Genomic DNA, 20,032 nt, shown 5'->3' on the forward strand with positions numbered 1-20,032 from the left:
GAAATAACCAAGCAATTCTTAAAATGCAAGAACTTTTGCGAGTTTTGCGCGATGCTGTTAAAAAGCTTGATTCTGCAGGCGTGGAGTCAGCAGAATATGATGCACGCTTGCTGCTGGCTCATGCTTGCGGCGTAAGCTTAGCTGAGCTGAACAAGGCGCTAATACTTGGCGATTTAACCGATTTTTCGCAAGATTATGCTAGTAAATATAGCGATTTTGTATCTAGGCGTGCTTCTCGTGAGCCGTTGCAGCATATTGTTGGTCGCGCGCCTTTTCGTTACTTGGATTTGCAAGTTGGTAAGGGCGTTTTTGTACCGCGGCCGGAAACGGAAATTGTTGTTGAAGCTGGATTGGATTGGCTTAGAGAGTCTGGTATTAGCAAGCTGACGGTAGTCGATTTATGCGCCGGATCGGGCGCAATTGGATTGTCGATTGCGGCGGAAGTTGCAGACGCGCAAGTATGGGCTGTAGAAAAATCTCCTGAAGCTTTCCAATATTTGCAAAAAAATTTCGAAGAAACTGCAAAAAAGTGGGAAAATATTCAGATTTTCAGTCGCTATCATGCTGTGCTTGCAGACGCAACCAAATCGCATATTTCGGATTGCACGCCGGAACTTCACGCAATTTGCGGCAAAGTAGATTTAGTAATAACGAATCCGCCTTACGTGCCGGAAAGTCAAGTGCCAGAACAAGTTGAAGTGCGAGAGTACGATCCGCCGGTTGCGCTTTATGGTGGTTCTGCGGACGGCTTGCTTATTCCGGAGCAGATTATGCGTGCGGCTTTTGCGCTGCTTAAGTCTGGGGGAGCGATGGTTATGGAGCACGATATTTCGCAAGGAGATGCGCTTAAAAAGTATGCGGAAAGCGTAGGTTTTTCGCGTGCGCGCGTTGGAAATGACTTAACTGGCAGACCGCGATACACTTTTGCGCAAAAGTAAGATTTGACTAAAACGAAAGACTTTACTCAAACGAAAGATTTGACTCAAACAGAATAAAATAAGCAAATAAACAAAAGCAACAAGATAAATAAAAGCAACAAAAGAGGCTAAAAATGAGTAAAATTTGCACGATTAACGAAGAATCACTGCAAATGGCAGCGCAAATTATTAATGAGGGTGGCGTAATCGTAGTGCCGACTGACACCGTATACGGCGTTGCTTGCGACCCGTTTAACGAAGCTGCAGTTGCAAAAATTTACGAGCTTAAGCGCAGACCGCGCACGAAGGCGTTGCAAATTTTAATGAGCGGAGTGGAAGATTTAGAAAAACTTGGGCTGTATTTGCCGTCTCCGCTGGATATTTTAGGCAAAAAGTTCCTTCCGGGTGGATATTCTCCGATTGCGCGCGCTAAGAAGGACTCGGTTGCGTCCAAACTTGCAACGCTGTGCAAAACGAATGAGACTGATGAGAAAACTCAAGAAACTGAAACAACTCAAGCAATCGAATCAACTCAAGGCGTGCGCGTGCCGGATTGTCCGGAATTAATGCAAATTTTGCGAGTCACCGGTCCACTGGCTGCTTCTAGCGCGAATCGCAGCGGTAACGAAAGTGCAGACAGTGTGGAAGAAGCATTTGCGGCTTTCGGCAACGAAATTCCACTGTATTTGAACGCAGGCCCGACTCGCTCGCACGTGGCAAGCACTGTAGTTGGTGCGGATTCAAACGATAAAGACGGCATTGTGATTTTGCGCGAAGGTGTGATTTCGGAGTGCGAAATTCGTAATGCGTTAAGTGAGTAAGTTTATTAACTTATTTCTGGTACTAAATTTCTGGTACTAACAAATCGCTACAATCAAAATAAGCAAGCGAAAATTTAGCAAACGCTGCTAAAACCAACGAAGTAATCGCATAGCAAAGGACGCATTCATGAGGGTATACCTGTTTATTGCAGCAATTGCAGGCGGTGCTACGTGGCTTATTATGCCGCTTGTTCGTCACCTTGCGATCCGTATGGGTGCTGTTGGCAAAGTTCGCGCTCGCGACGTGCATACTATTCCAACGCCACGTATGGGTGGTGTAGGTATGCTTTTTGGTTTTGCAGTTGCGATGGCATTCGCTAGTTCTATGCCATTTATTTCCGGGCTTTTTGCAGGAACGCACCAGCCGTGGGTTGTACTAGCAGGAGCCGTTATGATATGCCTGCTTGGGGTATGCGACGACATTTGGGATTTAGATTGGATGCTAAAGCTTGCCGGTCAGCTGCTTATAGCTGTTTTTGTAGCGTGGGGAGGGTTGCAAATCGTAACTTTGCCGCTCGGTTCGCTCGTGACGGCATCTCCAAGCGTGTCAATCGCAATAACTGCAATACTAATCGTTGCTTCAATTAATGCAGTAAATTTTGTAGACGGATTAGACGGCTTGGCTTCCGGAATTGTTGCAATTGGCGGAATCGCTTTCGCAACCTACTCCTACATGCTCGCGCGCACGTCGCCATCCTACGCTTCAATGGCAACTCTTATTGATGTTGCAATGGTAGGTATGTGCGTTGGATTTATCATGCACAATTGGCATCCTGCGAAACTTTTTATGGGCGATTCCGGCTCCATGCTAATCGGCTACTTAATTACTTGCGCGTCGATTATTATGACCGGTCATTTGGATCCGTCGGCTGTGCATACGAGTATTTATTTGCCTGTATTTATGCCGATTTTGTTGCCGATTCTTGTGCTGTTTTTGCCAGTTCTTGACATGTGCTTGGCTATTTTTAGGCGTGTTGCTAAAGGGCAGTCGCCAATGCATCCGGATCGCATGCACTTGCATCACCGCATGCTTAGAATCGGACATTCTGTGCAGGGTGCTGTGCTGATTTTATGGGGATGGGCGGCGCTGATTGCGTTTGGCTCTATTATGATTCTGTTCTTTAAAGCTGTGTATGTGCTTGTTGGAATGATTCTTGCTGCTGCGCTACTTACTGTGCTCACAATGATGCCGTACTTGCGTCGTCGCCTGCCCGAGCTTCGCAATTCGTAGCGTTTCGTTCGGAGTTTCGGCAAACGTCATAGCAAAAACGTATAGTAACCCTATGGCTACAACTGATATTAACACGAAATCCGTGTATGCTCCTGTTCCACCAATTTTCGAGAAGCTCGGTCTCGCTTATGACGATGTCCTTTTGCTTCCAAACGAAACTGATGTTATTCCGTCCGAAGTGGATACTTCCACTCGTCTGACTCGCGAAATTACCATGAAAGTGCCGACTATTTCGGCAGCTATGGATACTGTTACCGAGTCCGATATGGCTATTGCCATGGCGCGTAACGGTGGTATTGGAGTACTTCACCGCAATCTTTCTATTGATGATCAAGCTGCGCAGGTTGATATTGTTAAGCGCAGTGAATCCGGTATGATTACCGACCCGCTTACTGTTCACCCAGATGCTACGCTCGCCGATTTAGATAAATTGTGCGGGCGTTTCCATATTTCTGGTCTTCCGGTAGTGGATAGCGAAAATCATTTAGTTGGTATTATTACCAACCGTGACATGCGTTTTATTGCTTCCGAAGATTACGATCGCTTGAAAGTTAAGGACGTGATGACGCGCGAAAATCTCGTCACTGGTCCTTCCGATATTTCTAAGGAAGATGCTCACCGCTTGCTTGCGGATAACAAGATTGAAAAGTTGCCTTTGGTTGATGCTGAAGGTAAGCTTACAGGCTTGATTACTGTTAAGGACTTTGTGAAGACTGAACAGTATCCGGATGCTACTAAGGATGATCAGGGCCGCTTGCGCGTTGCTGCTGGCATTGGCTTCCTTGGTGATGCTTGGCAGCGTGCGTGCGCTCTTATGGAAGCTGGAGTTGACGTGCTTGTGGTCGATACCGCAAACGGCGAGGCTCGCTTGGCTCTCGACATGATTCGTCGCATTAAGGCAGATAAGGCTTTCGACGGTGTGCAAATTATTGGCGGAAATATTGCAACTCGCCAAGGCGCACAGGCTATGATTGACGCTGGTGTTGATGCTGTAAAGGTTGGCGTTGGCCCAGGTTCTATTTGCACTACGCGTGTTGTTGCAGGCGTTGGTGTACCTCAACTTACTGCAGTTTACGACGCTGCTCAGGCTTGCAAGGCTGCTGGTATTCCATGCATTGCAGACGGCGGCATTCACTATTCCGGCGATATTGCTAAAGCTTTGGTTGCAGGTGCGGACACCGTTATGCTCGGCGGCACTTTGGCTGGATGTGAGGAAGCTCCTGGTGAGAAGGTTCTTCTTCACGGCAAGCAGTACAAGCTTTACCGCGGCATGGGTTCGCTTGGCGCAATGGCTCCTCGCGGTAAGAAGTCTTATTCGAAGGATCGTTACTTCCAGGCAGACGTTACCAGCTCCGACAAGGTGGTTCCAGAAGGCGTTGAAGGCGAAGTTCCATATCGCGGTCCACTTAACGCTGTGCTTTACCAATTGCTTGGCGGCTTGCATCAGTCCATGTTCTACGTTGGTGCTCACAATATTAAGGAAATGCAAGAGCGCGGACGCTTTATTCGTATTACTGATGCAGGTCTTCGTGAATCTCATCCTCACGATATTGTGATGACTGCAGAAGCACCAAACTACAGCGGTTTCCACAACTAAGTCGCGTGGTGCGTAAGTTGCGCGATTAAATCGCGTATAAATCGCGTATAAATCGCAAGTAATTTTGCATTAAACGACGAAAAGTTAAGCAAGTTATCTACAACTTGCCTGCTTTTCGTCGTTTTTAATACGCGTCTCGTCGGTACGAAGATGTAGGCTGATGGGTTCGAAAAAATATTAGGAAAGGAACGAAAATGGCTGAAGCTAAGGAAGATCTTACGTTTACGCCGGAAGAGTCGCGCTTAATTTGGATTGATTGCGAGATGACTGGACTCGATATTTTCCATGACGAATTATGCGAAGTATCTGTAGTTCCAACTGATTTTAATCTGAAAGTTTTGGACGACGGAATTGATTTAGTGATTAAGCCAAGCGACGCTGCTGTGGCTCATATGAACGATTTTGTGCGCAATATGCACACTTCTTCTGGACTTGTTGACGAGTGGAATAAAAACGGTTTGCCTTTGGAAGAAGCGCAAAAGCAGGTAGTTGAATACGTAAAACGCTTCCTGCCGGCTCGCGGAAAAGCTCATCTTGCTGGAAACTCCGTTGGTTCCGACAAAAAGTTCCTCGACCGTTACATGCCAGATTTAATGGCAAATCTGCACTATCGTGTAATCGACGTAAGTACGTTGAAGGAAATTTCGCGCAGGCTTTACCCGGACGTTTACCGCAATAAGCCGGCAAAACACGGCGGTCACCGCGCGCTCGCGGATATTATTGAGTCGATTGATGAGCTTCGTTACTACCGCGATATGATGTTCGTTCCAGCTCCAGGCCCAAGCGAGTCTCAAGCAAAAGCCGGTGCGCAACACATTGAAAGCACGAGCTTGCTTCGTGACTATGAGCGTCGCGGAGAGGCGCTAGAAGACGTAAATTCCGCAGAAAAGCGCGACTACTAAACACAACGCTACTATTAAATAAAGCGCGACTACTAAACGCAATAAAAGGTACTGCCAATGAAGCAATCCGAAGCCTTAACCATAATCAACGCTGGCGCGAGCGCGTTCATTACCGGCGCTCCGGGTGCAGGTAAAACCTACGTATTAAACGAAGCTATTCGCGCAATGCGAAAGAACGGTTTAAGCGTTGCTGTAACTGCCTCTACCGGTATTGCGGCAACGCACTTAAACGGTCAAACCATTCACTCGTGGAGTGGAGTTGGAGTTTCAAACGCGCTTACGGATACGCTTCTTAAAACAATTAGAGCTAGGCGAGGAAAGCGCATAAAAGCCACGGACGTGCTCGTGTTGGACGAAGTTTCCATGATTCACGCGTGGCTTTTTGACATGGTTGATGAAGTTTGCCGGAAGGTGCGCAAAAATCCCGCTCCTTTCGGCGGGCTTCAAGTAGTTATTTCGGGCGACTTCTTCCAATTGCCGCCTGTTAGCACTTCTATGCGAAATCGTGACGTGTTCGAGCCGAGCTCGGAGTTTATTTCGTCGCGCGAAAAGTATACTGCAGCTGGAAAAAATCCGGAAGGCTATATTACGGAATCGTTTGCATGGGACGCTTTGAAACCTGTTGTGTGCTATTTAACTGAGCAACATCGTCAGGATGACGGCAAGTTGCTAGAAGTTTTGACGGATATTCGTAGCGGTCTCGTGAGTGACGACGATAAGCAAGTGCTTGCTAGCCGCCTTGGTGAGTATCCGCAAGATGACGAAGTTGCAGTACATCTTTTCCCAACGAACTCGCAAGCAGATGGCTTAAATAATATGCAGCTTGCGGAAATTGATTCTGAGCCTCACGAATTCGTTGCAACGGAAGCAGGACCTAAAAATCTCGTTGAGCGCTTAAAAAAGAATATGCTTGCTCCGGAGCGTTTAGTTTTGAAGGCCGGAGCTGCTGTGATGGCGTTGCGAAACGATCAGGAAAAGCAGTACGTAAATGGCTCTGTTGGGCGTGTCTTGCGTTTTGCGCCTGAATCTAAGGGCGGCTGGCCGATTGTTGAGTTTGAAAACGGCAATATTGTAACTCTTAAGCCTGCAGCGTGGGAAATGACGGACGGTGAGACTGTACTTGCTAGCGTAAATCAAGTGCCGCTTCGTTGCGCGTGGGGAATTACGATTCATAAGTCGCAAGGTATGACGCTCGATAGTGCGGTAATGGATTTGCGTAGAACTTTCGCTCCCGGAATGGGATATGTTGCGCTTTCTCGCGTGGAAAATCTGGGCGGTCTTTATTTGGAAGGTATTAACGATCGCGCGTTTAGTGTTTCGGCGGATGCTGTACTGCTAGACGGATCTTTGCGTGAGGCGTCAAGGTGCGCAAGTGAGCTGCTTGCTAGCGATGGGGCTTCCTCGTTTGTTGCCAAAAAAGCAGATGGTGATTTTGCGGATCAGCAGGAGTTTAGTCTTTTTGAAAATGCTGGTGATGGCGTTACGGACGAATTTTCTTTCGACGACGAGTTTTAATATTCTAAGCTTTTGCCTTGTGCACGGCATAAACTACTCGCGGCTGAGTCGTTTTGGTCGCTTTGTTATATTTTTGCACGTTATGATTTAATCGAGTATTACTTTTGTTGATGCGTGTAAACAAGTGTTTATGTCCTCATGCGCAAATAGATTGGAACGCATGAATTCCAATGTACTTCGTATGTCTCAGCTATTCCTTCGTACGCTGCGCGAGGATCCTGCAGACGCGGACGTGACTTCCGCAAAACTTATGCAGCGCGCAGGCTATATTCGTAAATCTGCACCAGGTGTGTGGACTTGGCTTCCGCTAGGACTTAAGGTTTTGAACAAGGTTCAGGCGATTATTCGCGACGAAATCAACGGTATCGGTGCGCAGGAAGTTCACTTCCCGGCACTTCTTCCGCGCGAGCCTTACGAGGCTACCAACCGTTGGGAAGAATATGGCGACAATATCTTCCGTCTTAAAGATCGTCATGAGGCTGACTATCTTCTTGCTCCAACGCACGAAGAAGTTTTCACGCTCCTTGTTAAGGATATGTATTCTTCTTACAAGGATTTGCCTGTTACTTTGTACCAGATTCAAACGAAGTATCGCGACGAATTTCGCCCGCGCGCTGGTCTTATTCGCGGCCGCGAGTTTATTATGCAGGATGGTTACTCGTTCTCGATTGACGAAGATGGTTTGAAATCTGCTTACGTTGAGGAGCGCGCTGCTTACGCTCGTATTTTCGACCGTTTGGGCATTAAATACGTGATTGTTCACGCTGTTTCCGGCCCAATGGGTGGTTCTGATTCCGAGGAATTCTTGGCTCCAATGCCAATTGGTGAAGATACTTTTGCGCTCGCACCTTCAGGAAAAGCTTGGAATGTTGAGGCTCTTACCACTCCAGAAATGCAAGATGTTGATTACTCAGCAACTCCTGCAGCGCAATCTCTCGAAACTCCAGACGCTAAGACGATTGAAGCTTTGGTTAAGGTTTCTAACGACTTGCATCCGCGTAAAGATGGTCGCGAATGGCAAGCTTCCGACACTTTGAAGAACCTTATTATTGCTGTTAAGCACCCAGCTGATGCTGAAGGCGGCGAGCATGAGGAACCATGGCGCGAAATCGTGGCGATTGGTATTCCAGGGGATCGCCAAGTAGATATGAAGCGTCTTGAAGCTCAGTTTGCTCCTGCAGAAATCGAAGAAGCAACTGAGGATGATTTGAAGTCTCATCCTGAGTTTGTTAAGGGCTACATTGGTTTTAGCGTATTAGGTCCTCAAGCTCGCAAAGAGGGTAGGGGTATTGCAAATCCTGTCCGCTACTTGATGGATGCTCACGTTGCAAAGGGAAGTGCCTGGATTACAGGAGCTGACGAAGACGGAAAGCATGTTTACAACGCTGTTTACGGTCGCGATTTTGAAGCTGATGGTGTTGTTGAAGCAGCCCAGGTTCGCGATGGTGATATGAGCCCAGATGGTTCCGGTCCGTTGAGCTTCGAACGCGGTGTGGAAATTGGTCAAGTGTTCCAGCTTGGCTTAAAGTATTCTAAGGCTTTGGGCTTAAGCGTTCTTAACGAAAACGGTAAGGCTGTGCCGGTTTGGATGGGCTGCTACGGCATTGGCGTTAGCCGCGTAATTGCATGCTTGGCAGAAACGCATCACGATGACGCTGGTCTAGCATGGCCTATGGCAATTGCTCCAGCTCAAGTTCATGTTGTTGCAACAGGCAAGGATCAGGTTGCTTTCGACGCTGCTGAAAAGGTTGTTGAGGAGCTTAGCAAGCAAGGCATCGAAGTAATCTTTGACGACCGTCCAAAGGTTTCTCCAGGCGTAAAGTTCAAGGATGCTGAGCTTGTTGGCGTGCCGCTGATTGCTGTTGCTGGTCGCGATACCGTGAACAATGGCACTATTGAAATCCGCAATCGTGATGGCTCAAACGTTGAGGCAGTTCCAGTTGACGAAGCTGCCGCTCGAATCGTATCTCGCGTAAACGATTTGCTTAAGTAACGGCCTGTTTTACAATTTGCCGCCAGGAATATTGATTCTTGGCGGCATTATTTTATTGTATTCATATTAATTTATTGTGCTGTGAGTTTAGTGGATTTCTCGAATTGCGATTTTATTTTCCTTAAATATCAGTTTCGCCTCCAAATTCGTCATTCGAAATGTTTGCGTTAGAGTTATTTTGTTGTGCATTGTTCTTCTGCTGTACTTGATTACTTTCTTTCGTATGATCATTTTTAGCGGAATCAGCGTTTCGCTTTGTAAATTGCGTAGTTCCACGATTTAAATCGTGACCAATAGCAGAAGCTTCCAAAATTACGCGATTATAATCGTTTCCATCTTTCGTCCAGTTTTCTGTACTCAAATTGCCATATACAACGATTGCATCGCCTTTATGAACGCTTTTTAGCACGTTTGAAGCCAAAGTCCTATACGCTTTCACAGTCATCCAAGTAGTTGGACGCTCATGCCATTGCTGTTCGTCGTTGCGGTAATATGATTGCGTGCTCGCGATTCGTAGCGAACAAGCCGGAGAATTTTCACTTCGCCCAAAGTTTACAGGCTCAGCGCCTACGTATCCACTAATAGTCACGGTCGACTGTTGTTGTGCCATATTTCATAGTCCTTTCACAATTTGGACTGCAGCCATTTCAGCCCCGAAATACAGAGCCATCATTGCCTCTGAGCTTCGCAGCCACGAGGAAATGCCGCAGTAATAACAACTATGAACTTTGCGCAACAACTTTGCCAGCAAACTTTTCTATTGTGGTTAAAACCTAGGTTTTATCCACAATGTAATTAATCTCTTGACTACAGAAAAATATTTAGTAAAAGCTCAACAATTAACTGTACATGCGTAATCATTCCTCATTGCAGGGTAGTATTGAGCAAACGTATTGAAAATATTGAATGTAGTGAAGAAGATATTTATGGTGGAAAGTAATCAGCAATATGCGAAGCATAAATCTAATATGCGCATAAGTTAGGTTAGTATTCTTGTTATTTCGGCTGTATGCCTAACTGTGTGTGCAATATCGCAAAATTTTGCTGATTTTACTTTAGAACATTCTAAGGCGTATCATCAGGCGTATAATCGCGAATATCATCACGAATATCATCAAAATCCAATAATTCAAACAACTAATTCTGCTTCTTCTGCAGCTTTTATTCAGTCAAGTAATGTAGCGCGTTACGTTCTTTCGTCTATTCAAAACGCAAGATCTAGGCTTTACGATGATCGCAGCACGTATTTTAATGGCGTTCCTTTGCAAGATTACGTGAGCCGCTACGGTCTTACTAAAGAAGCGTATGTTAATAATATTCAGTACGATTCTGACAATGAAGAGGATGCTTTTCCGTCGCGCGCAAGAAACCGCTCAGCATGGGCAGTTTGGCCATTTTGGCCCAGATGGTGTTAGTGAGCCTGATTACACTGGCCGAAAGGCGTGGGGTGAAAATTTAAGTTGGGGTGTGGATCTTGCTGGTTCTATGCAATTGTGGATTCAAGATGAAGAGTCGGCTTTGCGCGCAACCGGCGAAAGTTTTAACGAAGATAATGGTCATTTGTATCAGATTTTGAATCCTAGCAATATTTCTTTCGGTTACGGAGAGGCTTCGGGCGGCCCTTATGGTGTTGTTGGAGCGTTGACACTGTCGGAATATAACGGTGATATTGATTATCTGGATGGCAAGATTGGCCCAGAATCTCCCGAAGAGCAAAAAAGCGTGCTGAAGAGGAGCGAAAGAAGAAGGAAGAGCAGAAGCGTAAAGACGAGGAAGCTAAGAAGAAAAAAGCTTTGGCTAAAAAGAAGCATTTGAAGCATAAGCATCATAAAAAGTTGGCGAAAGCTATGAAGAAAAATGCTTCAACGTATAAATTTATTGTGATTATTTTTGCGATTTTAAGCGTGCTGGTTTTGTGCACTATTGCAGTGGTGGCTTGGATTTTCTTAAGACGAAGAATGATTTCTAAAAATAGAAAATAATAAGCCTGCAAACGTTTATTAAGCGTCTGCAGGCTTCTATTTTTGACTTATTCGCGACTTATTTGCGATTTATTTGCGATTTATTCGCAACTTACCAAATGTGCACGCGCTCAGCAGGGTCGAGCCACATCTCGTCGCCTTCTTTAACGTCGAAGGCATCGTAGAACAAGTCTACGTTACGAGCAATGCCGTTAGTGCGGCATTCGGCTGGGGAGTGCGGGTCGATTTGAAGCAGCTGTTCCGCAATTTCATTACGAGCCTTGGAACGCCATACTAACGCGTAGCTTAAGAAGAATCGCTGCAAAGCAGTGAAACCATCTACTTCAGGAGCGTTCAGCAAAGTTTCGCGAATCGCATCTTCACTTCCGTCAATTTCATGCCCTTCACTCTTTTGCAAAGCGAAAGCGTATGCTTTAAGCGCAATAGTCACGCCGCTTAAATCGCCAATATTTTCGCCGATTGTTAAAGCACCGTTTACGTGAGGCATCGCATTGCGCTCTTCTTTGCTCTTCAAGTGAGAGTACTTAACAATAAGCTGCGTTGGTGTGAAAGCATTGTATTGCTCAATAAGCTTCTTAGTGCGCTCAGTGAAGTTGGTTTTGTCTTCTTCAGTCCACCAATTGTTAAGCATGCCGTCGCCGTCGTATTCGCAACCTTGGTCGTCAAAACCGTGGCCGATTTCGTGGCCAATCACTGCACCAATAGCGCCATAATTTGCTGCGTCTGGAGCGCTCGGGTTAAAGAATGGTGGTTGCAAAATTGCAGCAGGGAATACGATTACGTTAAGCAATGGATCGTAGTAAGCGTTCACAGTTTGCGGAGTCATCTGCCATTCTTCGCGATCCACGGGCTTTCCAGCTTTCGCAGTATTCTTACCGAAGCCAAATCGATAAACTTCGCGCATATTTTCAACTAAACCAGCGTCTTCCTTAATATTTAACGCAGAGTAGTCAACCCAATGGTTTGTGTAACCAATATTTGGCTCAAATTTACTAATCTTTTCCAAAGCCTTCGCTTTAGTTTCCTCACCAAGCCAGCTGCTGTGAGAAATCGACTCGCGGTAAGCGTTAATAAGATTGTCAACTAAGCCTTGCATATATTCCTTAGAAGACTCAGGGAAATGCAATCGCACGTATTCGCGTCCAACTTCCTCGCCGCAGGCATCGTCAACAACTCCGACTGCTCGCTTCCAGCGGTCGCGCTGCTTTGTGGCACCAGAAAGCACTTTGCCGTAGAAGTCGAATCGCGCTTGTGCAAAATCTTCACTAAGTAAGCTTGCCCAGCGCAAAATCACGTGCACGCGCGCCCAAAGCTTTAAATCTTCTAAGTCGGCTTCTTGCCAAATCTTATTCAAACCTTCCATAAAGCTTGGCTCGTGAACTACAACTTTGTTAAAAGCTTCACGAAGGTTGATTGGCTGATTTGTTGCTTCTTCGCAATTATCGTACGCTTTTTGAGTAGCGTCTAAGAAAGCGTCGAGATTAAGCGCTTCAAGAGTTTTTGCTAAATCGGCATAATTGTAAGGATTATAGGTTTTTTGAGAATCGCGAGTTGCTACGTTATCCCAATGGTAGCTCGCTATTTTAGTTTCAACATTCAAGAAACGCTCGGCTTGCGCTTGTGTAGTAGTTGCGTCTCCGTAGCCTGCTAAGCGCAGCAAAGAAGCTACCATTTTTACATATTCAGTGCGAATTGGAGCGTAGTTATCTTCGCGATAGTATGCTTCGTCTGGCAAGCCCAATCCCGATTGCTCAATATGCATAATATTCGTCTTAGGATCTTTAGGGTCTCCGTAAACGCCAAAATAAAACATTGCATCTGGACCGCCGTACGGATTAAGCGCGCCAATAGTGCGAACCAAATCTTCCTTAGTTTCTGCTGAATCCACAGCGTCTAAATCGCCCTTAATTGGCGTAATTCCAGCTTTTTCAATAGATGCGGTATCCAAGTAGTTACGGTATAAGGTTTGCGACTTTTTGGCTGGGCAATTTTCGTTTTCTAAAATATCTCGAATTTGCTTTTCTGCATCTTCCGCAAGCTTGTGGAAAGCACCATACATTGGTTTGTCTTCTGGGAGAGTGTAAGTGTCAATCCAAGGACCGTTTATGTAACGGAACAAGTCGTCTTGTGGACGAATAACCGACGAGAAGGAGACTGGGTCAAAATCTACAGCAGAAATTTCCTTCTGTGATTCTTTATTATTTTCATTGTTATTAAGCATGAATTTAGCTTACAAGTATTAAGCGACACTATTAGCTAGTATTTTCGCAATATTTTCGCCATATTTTGCGCTATTTTCGTGCCTGCGCGTTAGTCTTAAAGCATGATTGAACTTAAAACTCCATCTGAAATTGAAGCGATGAAGCCTGCAGGTCGCTTTGTCGGTAGTATTCTTAAAGACTTGAAAGCAATGACCAAAGTTGGCACGAATCTTCTTGAGATTGATGATTTCGTTCGTCAGAGAATTATGAGCCGCAAAGGTGCGTCTTCTTGCTATGTTGATTACGCTCCTGATTTTGGTACAGGACCTTTTGCGCACTATATTTGCACTTCTGTAAACGATGCTGTTCTTCACGGAGTTCCATACGATTACAACCTTAAAGACGGCGATTTGTTGACTCTTGATTTGGCAATTAACGTCGACGGATGGGTTGGTGATTCCGCTATTAGTTTTGTGGTTGGAAATCATGCTGATCCTGAGGATTTACGCTTAATTAAGTGCACTGAGGAAGCTCTTGAGGCTGGTATTAATATGGCTCAGCCTGGCAACCGTCTTGGCGATATTTCTGCAGCTGTTGGTTGCGTTGCTCACGAGTATGGTTACAGCGTAAACCTTGAGTTTGGTGGCCACGGAGTCGGTCATATTATGCACGGAGATCCGCACGTTCCTAACGATGGCATTGCTCACCATGGTTATAAGCTTCGCCCAGGTCTTGTGATTGCAATTGAGCCATGGTTCCTAAAAACTACTGACGAAATTTATCAGGATTCTAAGGATGGTTGGACTCTTCGTTCTGCTGATGGTTCTCGCGGTGCGCACACTGAACATACGATTGCAATTACGGAAAACGGTCCTGAGATTTTGACCGTGCGCTAAACTTATCAATAGTTGATTTTGTAAGTATTTTGCGAATAGTAATTGCGTAAAACAGGTATGTAAAGAGGTACTTTAAGTAAATGGCGGAATTTGATTTTTCCCAAGCATTAAATGATGTTGAAGCAAAGTATTCTTCGATTTCTAAAGCACTAGACGTTGATTCGTTGAAAGTTACGATTGCTGATTTAGAAAAGCAGGCTGCTGAGCCTGGGCTTTGGGATGATTCGGAGCATGCTCAGCAGGTTACGAGTAAGCTTTCCGCGGCTCAGTCTCAGTTGAAGCGTTTGCAAGCTGTAGATCAGCGCATTGAAGATACTAAGACTTTAATTGAGCTTGGCCAAGAAGAAGGCGATGCTGATTCTATGAGCGAGGCTCAAGATGAGCTTGGCTCTATTGCTCACGAGTTGGACGATATGGAGGTTCAGACTCTTCTTGACGGCGAATATGATGCTCGTTCTGCAGTTGTTACGATTCGCTCTGGTGCGGGCGGCGTGGATGCTGCTGATTTTGCTCAAATGCTTCTTCGTATGTACTTGCGCTGGGCTGAGCGAAACGGTTACAAAACTAAGATGATGGACACGTCTTATGCGGAAGAAGCTGGTATTAAATCTGCTACTTTCCAAGTGGATGCCCCGTACGCGTATGGTCGTCTTTCTGTAGAAGGCGGCACTCACAGAATGGTTCGTATTTCGCCATTCGATAATCAAGGCCGTCGACAGACAGGCTTTAGCGCAGTGGAAGTAATCCCTTTGGTTGAAGCTACAGATCATATTGATATTCCAGATTCGGATATTCGCGTTGATACTTTCCAAGCTTCAGGGCCAGGAGGTCAGGGCGTGAACACTACGTATTCTGCTGTTCGTATTACGCATTTGCCAACCGGCTTGGTTGTTTCTATGCAAGATGAGCGCAGCCAGATTCAAAACCGCGCAGCTGCAATGGCTGTTTTACAATCGCGTTTGCTTGTGCTTAAGCATGCTGAGGAAGCTGCAAAAAAGAAGGAACTTGCTGGAGATATTAAGGCAAGTTGGGGAGATCAAATGCGCTCTTACGTGCTTCACCCTTATCAGATGGTGAAGGATTTGCGCACTGGTTACGAAACTTCACAAACTCAAGCTGTTTTTGACGGCGATATTGACGGTTTTATTGAAGCTGGCATTCGTTGGCGTCACGAGCAGCGAGTTGCAGCTCAAAAAGAAGCTGAAGCAGAATCTTAAATAAAACTAAAGCTAGAACTAAAAACCAACAATTACACATAATCTTCGGAAGGAATTGAAACAATGTCGCTGATTTCATTAGATCATGTGTCAAAAATATATCCTCGAGGTACACGTCCTGCATTAGACGATGTGTCTTTGCATGTAGATCGCGGAGATTTTGTGTTTCTTGTTGGCGCTTCCGGTTCTGGTAAAACTACATTGCTTAGTTTGCTGCTTCGTGAAGAAGAAGCAAATGGTGGGGAAATTCACGTAGCTGGTAACGATTTGCGCAGACTTTCTAACCGACAAGTGCCGCAGTATCGTAGATCTCTTGGCTTTATTTTCCAGGATTATAAGCTGCTTAATAATAAAACAGTTTACCAAAATGTTGCTTTTGCTTTGGAAGTGATTGGTACAAGTAGAGCGACTATTCGTTCGCTTGTTCCTCGTGTTCTTGAAACGGTTGGTTTGACTGGTAAAGAAAATAATTACCCACACGAGCTTTCTGGTGGTGAGGCGCAGCGAGTTGCAATTGCTCGCGCATACGTCAATCACCCTCAAATTATTCTTGCAGATGAGCCTACTGGTAATTTGGATCCAACTACTTCTCTTGGAATTATGGAAGTTTTGGATGCTATTAACCGAACTGGCACAACGATTGTTATGGCTACGCATAATGAGGAAATTGTGAACTCAATGCGTAAGCGAGTTGTGGAGCTTCATGCTGGAAAAATTGTGCGTGATGAGCGTGAAGGATCATATGATTCTGCATTGTATTTCCCAGATAGTGAAGTTGAGCATAATTCTAAAGCACAACAAACTGTTGAAAATTCTCAAGATCAATCAGATCGTGGTGCTCAAAAGTCAATTGCTCAATCTGAGCATACTGAACGTCATAAGAGGCTTTCTAAAAAAGCTCAACGTGCTGCTCAGGCGCGTGAAGTTGTTGACATGGTAACGCAATCGTTGAAGAGCGACACTTCAGAAAATGAAGGAATTGCACGTTTGGCTCAGTCTGTTCATTCTGGCAGAACTGGTCGTTACGGCGAAGTGTTCCAGTCTTTGGAAACAACGATGACTTGGGGACGAGGATTGATTTCTTCAAACGATAATGAAGATGTTGAAGAGAATGATTCAGAAGTTGAGATTTCGGAAGATAATAAAGAATCCTCTGAAGTTGCCGGAAATTCTGAAACTGCAGAAACTGCTAATACTACTGAGACTACTGAGACTGCTGATAATCACGAAACTGCAGAAACTAATGAATCTCACGAATCTCACGAAACTGCTGAAACTAATGAATCTACTGAATCTACTGAAAACTCTGAAGTGAGCGAAGAATCACAATCCGAAACCGGCGATGAGTTGCAGTCAGAAGCAGAAAGTAAGTTACAATCCGATGCTGAATCTGAGCGTAAATCTCAGCTTCCTCCTATGCCTCCAGCTCCGCCTAAGCCACCTGTTGCAGCTGAAAATACTAATAATGAGAACATTAGTGTTGACGATAGCAATAATGACATTAATAAAACTGAAGGAGCAGAGTAATGCGTTTACGATTTATTTTTTCCGAAACTTGCATTAGTTTGCGTCGTAATGTTTCGATGATTCTTTCGGTTATGCTTGTAACGTTCATCTCTTTCCTTTTTATTGGTGTTTCAGTGCTTATGCAAGCGCAGATTACCAAGGCAAAAGGTGACTGGTATGACAAAGTAGAAGTGGTTGCCTGGCTGTGCCCGGATGGAACTAGCCAATCTCCTTCTTGTGCTTCTGGGAAAGCGCCTACTAATGCCGAAATTGTAAAATTGGAGCATATTATTCACCAAGAATTAGGCGATGATGTTTCAAATATCACTTATGTTAGCCGCAATGAATTTTATAAAAACACATTCTTAAAGCAATATCCTAACGGAATGTATCAAGGACGTACTTTAACTGCGGCAGACATGCAAGATTCGTTGCGCTTGAAGCTTACTAATCCTATGAAATATCAGGTTGTTTCAGAAGTTCTTTCTGGACGCGATGGTGTGGAAGAAGTTGTTGATCAGCGTCAGATTTTTGATCCTGTTTTCAGTGTGCTTAATCGCGCTACTGTTGTGACAATTGTGCTTGCAGCAGTTATGGTTGTTGTAGCGATTATGCTTACTGGCACTACGATTCGAATGTCTGCTGCTAGCCGTCGTCAAGAAACCGAAATTATGCGCTTAGTTGGTGCCTCTAACTGGACTATTCGTATGCCGTTTATTCTTGAAGGAGCGTTCGCGTCGTTTGTAGGTTCTTTACTTGCTGGTGCTGCGCTAAGTTTAGTAGTTAAAGTTTTTGTAACTGATTGGCTTGCGCAGAATGTGCGTTGGATGCCATTTGTTACTCAAACAACTGTGTGGCTATGCGTTCCAATACTTGTAGCTGGTGCAGTAGTGTTATCTATAGTTGCTTCTGCTATTGCTTTGAGGCGATACTTAAAAGCTTAAAATGCAAAATAATAGGTGCGTAATTATTTGCGTTATTTTCGCATGAGCATTGTGAAAGTAATATTTTAGAAGATTTGAAGTAGAAACTCGCGTGATTCCTTGCATTACGGTATAATTCGCAATAGTGATGTTGAAAGGGAAGTGATATGAGCGAAGATCGACATAGCATGTATGCAATTCGACGCACTCACACTGTAGTGAGTTTAATAGTTGCTATTTCAATGATGTTTGCTGGTGTTGCTGGTGCATTATTTAATGCGTCTACAGCAAGTGCTGTCAACATGAAGGAATATAGGCGCAAAATACAACGAAACGAGAATTTGAAGCGCCAACTTGCTGGTGTAAGTAAACAACTTGCAAATAAGATCATTGAATTGAATGATTTAAATGAGCATAAAATTCCAAATCAAATACGAGCTGCTCAACAAGCAGAAGAGCAAGCTTCTCAGGCGCGCAGTCTTGTAGAATCAACGCAGCAGCGTCTAGAGTCTGCACAAAAAGATAAGCGTGATTTGGAAGAGAAAATTAAAAAAACTGGTGAAGATTTTGATGATGCTAAGGCTGCTGTAGCACAGCTTGCTCGTAAGAGTTTCCATGGTTCTCAGGCATCTAATGTTATGGATATTGTGACTAAATCAACTACTACAGAACAGTTTGTTGGAAAGTTACAATCCGAGGCTGCTGTTGCTAGAAGTGAAGCAAATGCTGCTAATGATGCTGCTATTAAGTTGAATACTTCTATGAATCGTCGTCAGCGTTTGGCTGCTATTGAAGCAGAAATAACCAAGTTAAAGCAGCAGGCGGATGTTCAAGCGCAAAGTGCTCAAATCGCTGCGAAAGCCGCCAATGATCGCAAAAAGTCCTTGCAAAGTTTGCGAGATCATGGTGAAGAGATTCGTAAGCAGCTGGAAGGTCAAAAGAGTAGTTTGACTTCTCAGTCTGCGCGTGAGGCTGCAGAAATTGTAGCAATGAAATCTGCCATCGATGCTCAAGCGCGTGCTCTTGCTAATAAGTCATTCGCTAAGGCTGATCCGAATGCTGGTAATCGCCAGCAATTGAATGGAAGCTCTGGAAAGAATGTTTACCTTCCTCCGATGCAACTTTCTAATGGTGCTGCTAATGGTATGAATTATACTGTTCCTGGAAATTGCGCAGAAGGTTCTAAGTTCTGCTACGGGCATAATACTGGAAACACTGTTGGTGGTTCTGCTTATCCTGCTCGTCAATGCACGTTATGGGCTTATTTGCGTCGTTCGCAACTTGGTTTGCCTGTTGGCTCCTACATGGGTAATGGTGCTGAGTGGGCGAATACTGGTCGTAGGTTTGGATATTTAGTTAATAGAATTCCACATGTTGGTGCTGTTATGGTGTTTGCTCGTGGTCAACGTGTTGGTAATTGGAATGCTGATTGGCAATATGGACATGTTGCGGTTGTGGAACGTGTGAATGCTGATGGATCAGTTCTTATTTCTGAAGGTGGAACTGGTTTTTCGACATTCCCTGCTTATGAAACTATTTATAATCCAGGCGATTACGAGTATGTGCATTATTAAATATAAGTACTTCAAAGTTTTCAATTTGTTGAAATTGAAAACTTTGTAAGTTTACGACTTATTGTTCTTGCCATAAGATAGTAGTATCTTATGGCAAGTTTCTTTTGTGTGTGATGTGTACTGGAGGGGAATTATGGCAAATAAGCCTGCGCAAGATGGCACTGTTACTGTGGCACAAAACCGTAAAGCGCATCATGATTATGTAATTGAAGATTGTTATGAAGCAGGTCTTGCTCTTACTGGTACTGAAGTTAAGTCACTTCGCGAAGGGCGTGCTTCTTTAGCTGAATCATTTGTGAATATTGATCGTCGTGGTGAAATGTGGCTTGAAGGAGCAAATATTCCTGAATATTTAAACGGCACATGGAATAATCATGCTCCTAAGCGCAAGCGTAAGCTTCTGCTTCACGCTGCTGAGATTGCTAAGCTTTCTAGGCAAACTGAGGCGAAAGGCTACACTGTTGTGCCTTTGCGTTTGTATTTTAAGGGAAGCTACGTAAAAGTAGAAATTGCTTTAGCGCGCGGTAAAAAGGAATTTGATAAGCGTCAGGCTTTGCGTGAGGAGCAAGATAAGCGAGAGGCTTTGCGTGAAATGCGTTACCGTAATCTGCGTTCTCGTAGTATTGATTAAGAGTTGACGCTTCTTTTTTATGCGTTTGTGAAACACTTGCTTGCTTCGCACGTGATAAAAAGTGAGGCAATGCGACACGCACATATTATACATTATTGCGAATAATATGCAGTTTTTGTTTATGAA

17 protein-coding genes and 1 pseudogene are annotated in these 20,032 nt (G+C 44.7%); 16 read left to right on the top strand and 2 right to left on the bottom strand.

Annotated features, from left to right (window positions below):
• Positions 1-23: 23 nt before the first annotated feature.
• From prmC to HXT48_RS01805, 7 genes are all read left to right on the top strand, one after another.
• Positions 24-938, top strand: coding sequence for a peptide chain release factor N(5)-glutamine methyltransferase (gene prmC / locus HXT48_RS01775; protein WP_288231185.1), 915 nt, complete (start codon positions 24-26; stop codon positions 936-938).
• Positions 939-1,051: 113 nt separating this feature from the next.
• Positions 1,052-1,738 carry an L-threonylcarbamoyladenylate synthase gene (locus tag HXT48_RS01780; RefSeq protein ID WP_012914390.1) on the top strand — a complete coding sequence of 229 codons (687 nt, stop codon included), beginning with the start codon at positions 1,052-1,054 and terminating at the stop codon, positions 1,736-1,738.
• Positions 1,739-1,865: 127 nt separating this feature from the next.
• The gene (locus tag HXT48_RS01785) at positions 1,866-2,969 is read left to right on the top strand and encodes an MraY family glycosyltransferase (RefSeq protein ID WP_004107423.1); all 1,104 of its coding nucleotides are present in this window, start codon (positions 1,866-1,868) and stop codon (positions 2,967-2,969) included.
• A gap of 52 nt (positions 2,970-3,021) precedes the next feature.
• Positions 3,022-4,566 (top strand): IMP dehydrogenase, encoded by a 1,545-nt coding sequence (gene guaB / locus HXT48_RS01790; RefSeq protein WP_112928771.1) that lies wholly within the window; start codon positions 3,022-3,024, stop codon positions 4,564-4,566.
• A 194-nt stretch (positions 4,567-4,760) separates the two neighbouring features.
• Positions 4,761-5,468 (top strand): oligoribonuclease, encoded by a 708-nt coding sequence (gene orn / locus HXT48_RS01795; protein WP_004107431.1) that lies wholly within the window; start codon positions 4,761-4,763, stop codon positions 5,466-5,468.
• Positions 5,469-5,525: 57 nt separating this feature from the next.
• Positions 5,526-6,983 (top strand): PIF1 family DEAD/DEAH box helicase, encoded by a 1,458-nt coding sequence (locus tag HXT48_RS01800; protein ID WP_415693195.1) that lies wholly within the window; start codon positions 5,526-5,528, stop codon positions 6,981-6,983.
• Positions 6,984-7,143: 160 nt separating this feature from the next.
• Entirely contained in the window at positions 7,144-8,976 is a 1,833-nt protein-coding gene (locus HXT48_RS01805; RefSeq protein WP_116431587.1) for a proline--tRNA ligase, read from the top strand.
• Positions 8,977-9,097: 121 nt separating this feature from the next.
• Here HXT48_RS01805 and HXT48_RS01810 read toward each other — a convergent pair whose 3' ends face one another.
• Positions 9,098-9,586, bottom strand: a complete 489-nt coding sequence (locus HXT48_RS01810) for a single-stranded DNA-binding protein (RefSeq protein WP_421793123.1) — start codon at positions 9,584-9,586, stop codon at positions 9,098-9,100.
• 409 nt (positions 9,587-9,995) lie between these two features.
• Here HXT48_RS01810 and HXT48_RS01815 point away from each other — a divergent pair, with 409 nt between their 5' ends.
• From HXT48_RS01815 to HXT48_RS01825, 3 genes are read left to right on the top strand one after another with little or no spacing between them, the layout of a single operon-like run.
• Entirely contained in the window at positions 9,996-10,391 is a 396-nt protein-coding gene (locus HXT48_RS01815) for a hypothetical protein (protein WP_219705495.1), read from the top strand.
• Positions 10,312-10,791, top strand: a complete 480-nt coding sequence (locus HXT48_RS01820; protein ID WP_231875255.1) for a CAP domain-containing protein — start codon at positions 10,312-10,314, stop codon at positions 10,789-10,791. The genes HXT48_RS01815 and HXT48_RS01820 overlap by 80 nt, the downstream gene beginning before the upstream one ends.
• Positions 10,770-10,958 (top strand): hypothetical protein, encoded by a 189-nt coding sequence (locus HXT48_RS01825; protein WP_219705501.1) that lies wholly within the window; start codon positions 10,770-10,772, stop codon positions 10,956-10,958. The genes HXT48_RS01820 and HXT48_RS01825 overlap by 22 nt, the downstream gene beginning before the upstream one ends.
• A gap of 91 nt (positions 10,959-11,049) precedes the next feature.
• Here HXT48_RS01825 and HXT48_RS01830 read toward each other — a convergent pair whose 3' ends face one another.
• Positions 11,050-13,179 carry a M13 family metallopeptidase gene (locus tag HXT48_RS01830; protein WP_421793124.1) on the bottom strand — a complete coding sequence of 710 codons (2,130 nt, stop codon included), beginning with the start codon at positions 13,177-13,179 and terminating at the stop codon, positions 11,050-11,052.
• A gap of 102 nt (positions 13,180-13,281) precedes the next feature.
• Between HXT48_RS01830 and map the strand changes: the two genes are divergently transcribed.
• From map to smpB, 6 genes and pseudogenes are all read left to right on the top strand, one after another.
• A complete protein-coding gene (gene map / locus HXT48_RS01835) occupies positions 13,282-14,055 on the top strand; it encodes a type I methionyl aminopeptidase (RefSeq protein ID WP_076002975.1) in 774 nt (257 codons plus the stop codon).
• Between the two features lie 80 nt (positions 14,056-14,135).
• Entirely contained in the window at positions 14,136-15,272 is a 1,137-nt protein-coding gene (prfB, locus tag HXT48_RS01840) for a peptide chain release factor 2 (protein ID WP_076002974.1), read from the top strand.
• Positions 15,273-15,335: 63 nt separating this feature from the next.
• Positions 15,336-16,347 (top strand): annotated as a pseudogene (gene ftsE, locus HXT48_RS01845) (cell division ATP-binding protein FtsE); the annotation flags it as partial.
• A gap of 451 nt (positions 16,348-16,798) precedes the next feature.
• Entirely contained in the window at positions 16,799-17,722 is a 924-nt protein-coding gene (ftsX, locus tag HXT48_RS01850) for a permease-like cell division protein FtsX (RefSeq protein ID WP_004108436.1), read from the top strand.
• A 146-nt stretch (positions 17,723-17,868) separates the two neighbouring features.
• Entirely contained in the window at positions 17,869-19,275 is a 1,407-nt protein-coding gene (locus HXT48_RS01855) for a CHAP domain-containing protein (RefSeq protein WP_116440497.1), read from the top strand.
• A 133-nt stretch (positions 19,276-19,408) separates the two neighbouring features.
• Positions 19,409-19,906, top strand: a complete 498-nt coding sequence (gene smpB / locus HXT48_RS01860; RefSeq protein ID WP_004107461.1) for an SsrA-binding protein SmpB — start codon at positions 19,409-19,411, stop codon at positions 19,904-19,906.
• Positions 19,907-20,032: the final 126 nt, after the last annotated feature.

This window comes from Gardnerella sp. KA00127, from assembly GCF_049244125.1.
GTDB lineage: Bacteria > Actinomycetota > Actinomycetes > Actinomycetales > Bifidobacteriaceae > Bifidobacterium > Bifidobacterium swidsinskii.